This window comes from Pseudonocardia sp. McavD-2-B (genome assembly GCF_024124365.1).
GTDB lineage: Bacteria > Actinomycetota > Actinomycetes > Mycobacteriales > Pseudonocardiaceae > Pseudonocardia > Pseudonocardia alni.
In genome coordinates this window covers 1-3,110 of the sequence record NZ_JAMXSG010000423.1, presented here as the reverse complement: position 1 = coordinate 3,110, position 3,110 = coordinate 1, and the positions used below count along the sequence as shown (strand labels likewise).

The following is a 3,110-nucleotide window of genomic DNA, read 5'->3' as shown; positions in this document are numbered from 1 at the left end:
CGTCCAGCGCGGCGGCCAGATCGGCCGCACCGACGGCGGCGGCCCGGTCCCCGGTCAGCGCGACGACGGTGTCCCCGGCCACCCCGGCGGCGGCGTCGAGGGTGTCGAGCAGCGCCGCCGAGGCGATCGCCGCGGCGAGCTCGGGCGTCGCGGGCGGGCACAGCCGGGTCTTGACCCGGCCCGGCACCGGGGCCTTGGCCAGGACGACGGTGGTGACGGGGCCGGTCATCGCAGCAGCCGGACCATGTCGCGCCCGGCCCGGACGGTGCCCTTGACCGAGCCGGAGACCTTGGACCGCCCGCCGGCACGCCGGGAGTAGGCGACCGGGATCTCGTCGAACCGCCAGCCCGCCCGGCCCGCCCGCAGCAGCAGCTCCAGCGGGTAGCCGAACGCCCGGTCCTCGATCCGCAGGTCCAGCAGCGCCTGCCGGCGTGCGACCCGGATCGGGGCGATGTCGTGCACCGGGACCCCCCGGGTCCGCAGCATCCCGGCGATCACCGCGTTCGCCGCGCGGGCGTGCCAGGGCCACACACCGACCGTGTCGGGGACCCGCCGTCCGACGGCGATGTCGGCGCGGCCGGACGCGACGGTCTCGGCCATGCCGGGCAGCACGTCGGCGTCGAGGGAGCCGTCGCCGTCGAGGAAGGCCACGAGCTCACCGCTGGCCGCCTCCAGCCCGGCGTGCACGGCCGCGCCGTAGCCGCGACGCGGTTCGACGACCACCCGCGCCCCGTGCCCGCGCGCGACGGCCGCGGTGTCGTCGGTCGACCCGTTGTCGACGACGATCACCGGCCAGTCGTCGGGCATCCGCTTCAGGACATACGGCAGCGCCTCCGCCTCGTCGAGGCACGGCAGGACGATCTCCGGGTGCACGTCGCGATCTTCACCTCTCCGCCGGTCCACCGCCCGCCGAATGCGGGAGGGTCCCGCAGGAGGTTCGAACGGCGCCCCTCAGCGGTTCGTGGTGATCGGTGAACGGAGCGGGTCGGTCGCGAACGCCGTCACCCCGTCGGCGAAGGTGGTCCGGGCGCGGAAGCCCAGCCGGGCCGCCGCGTAGGCCGGATCGGCGACGACGTGGCGCACGTCGCCGGGCCGGGCGCCGCCGATGATCTCGGGCTCGGGGCCGTCCATCGCGCGGGCCAGCTCGGCGGCGAGGTCGCCGATGGTGTGCGGCTCGCCGGAGCAGACGTTCGCGGCGCCGAAGCCGGTCGGCTCCGGGTCGGCGACGAGTGCGGCGGCGTTGGCGGCCGCGACGTCGGTGACGTGCACGAAGTCCCGGCGCTGCCGGCCGTCCTCCATCACCCGCGGCGCCTCACCGCGCTCCAGCGCGGACCGGAAGATCGACGCGACGCCCGCGTACGGGGTGTCGCGGGGCATCCGCGGGCCGTAGACGTTGTGGTAGCGCAGCGACCACACCGTCCCGCCGGTCTGGCGGGCCCAGGCGCTCGCGAGGTGCTCCTGGGCGAGCTTGGTGGCGGCGTAGGTGCTGCGCGGGTCGACCGGCGCGGACTCCGGGACGAGGCCGGACTCGAGGTCCTTGCCGCACTCCGGGCAGCGGGGCTCGTAGCGTCCGGCGTCGATGTCGTCGAGCGCACGCGGCCCGGGCCGGACGACGCCGTGGTCGGGGCAGTCGTAGCGGCCCTCCCCGTAGACGACCATCGACCCGGCCAGCACGAGCCGGTCCACCTTCGCGGCGTGCATCTGCGCCAGCAGCACCGCGGTGCCGAGGTCGTTGTGGGAGGCGTAGTCGGGGGCGTCGGCGGGGGAGACACCGTGCCCGACCATGGCGGCCTGGTGGCAGACCGCGTCCACCCCCGGCAGGAGCCGGGACAGGGTGTCGGCGTCGCGCACGTCGCCGCGGACCAGCTCGTGGTCCAGCTCCGGGGCCTCGCCGCCGTGCGCCTGCGGCAGCAGTGCGTCGAACAGGACGACCTCGTGGCCGTCCGCGACGAAGCGGTCGGCGACGTGGGACCCGATGAATCCGGCACCGCCGGTGACGAGGACGCGCATGCCCGCAGACGCTAGGGCGTACCGGTCCCGCCCGCCCACCGCCCGTCCCCGTCCGCGGCGCCGGCCGGGTCGTCGCGTGGTCCGGCCCCGGAGCCGCGGCTCCCGTCCCAGGTCTCGGCCGCGGCCAGCGCCAGGCCGAACAGGCCCGCCCGGGCCTCGCGGGCACTGGTCCAGCCGCGGTGCTCCCACTCCGGCCCGGCGAGCGAGTCCGCGGCGAGGAACACCTGGCCGTAGCCGACCCCGATCCGGCGCGCGGCCGCGACCAGCGCGGACGCCTCCATGTCGACCACCGCGCAGCCCTCGTCGCGGCGCCGCGCGACCCGCGCCGGGGTCTCCCGGAACACGGCGTCGGTGGTCCAGCACCGCCCGACGACGTGCGGCACCCCGGCGCCGTCGAGCACCCGGACCACCGCGTCGACGCCGTCCGGGTCGGCGTCGATCGTCCGCGACGGCGGCTGGTAGTGGAACGAGGTGCCCTCGTCGCGCAGCGCGCTGCCCAGGACGACGGCGTGCCCCAGCGTCAGCTCGTGCCGCAGCGCCCCGGCCCCGCCGACCCCGACGACGGTGCGGACGCCCAGCGCCGCGAGGTGCTCCAGGAACATCACCGCCAGCGGCGCGCCGACGCCGGGGTGCAGTACCGCGACCGGTGTCCCGCCGGGCCCGGTCGTACGCCACACCGGGCTGCGGCCGAGCTCGCTGCGCAGCACGGTCACCGTCTCGGAGCGGGTCCCGATGTCCTCGACGACCTCGGGGAACCAGCACAGCACCGCCGCGGCCGGCATGTCCGGGCGGAGCGGGGTGATCGCCGACGCCCGGATCACGCCCTCGGCGTCCAGGTCGTCCTCGTGCAGGGGGAGGTCCATCGTCGACGATCATCCCCCGCGCACCCGGTCGGGTGGAACACCGCAGGTGGGCGGGGTGACCCTCTCGCCCGGCGTCCCGGTGACGACGGCGCGCAGTATCGTCGGCCGCGGATGCCCAGGATCCGGGCCGATCGGAGGGTGGCACAGGCATGGCCGGAGACTTCCGCGGCCCGCCCCCCGCGGGCGGGCGTCCGCCGCAGGGCGAGCCGCCGCGCGGCGGCCGTCCCGCGCGGCCCG

Annotated in this window: 3 protein-coding genes and 1 pseudogene; all 4 read right to left on the bottom strand. The window is 77.0% G+C overall.

The window, feature by feature from the left end; translation table 11 throughout:
* A pseudogene (locus NH602_RS29615) lies at positions 1-229 on the bottom strand (glycosyltransferase); the annotation flags it as partial.
* Positions 226-873 (bottom strand): glycosyltransferase family 2 protein, encoded by a 648-nt coding sequence (locus NH602_RS29610; protein WP_308292898.1) that lies wholly within the window; start codon positions 871-873, stop codon positions 226-228. The pseudogene NH602_RS29615 and the gene NH602_RS29610, both read right to left, overlap by 4 nt.
* A 78-nt stretch (positions 874-951) precedes the next feature.
* A complete protein-coding gene (locus NH602_RS29605) occupies positions 952-2,010 on the bottom strand; it encodes an NAD(P)-dependent oxidoreductase (protein ID WP_253069532.1) in 1,059 nt (352 codons plus the stop codon).
* An 11-nt stretch (positions 2,011-2,021) separates the two neighbouring features.
* A complete protein-coding gene (locus NH602_RS29600) occupies positions 2,022-2,873 on the bottom strand; it encodes a nucleoside phosphorylase (RefSeq protein WP_253069531.1) in 852 nt (283 codons plus the stop codon).
* Positions 2,874-3,110 lie beyond the last annotated feature (237 nt).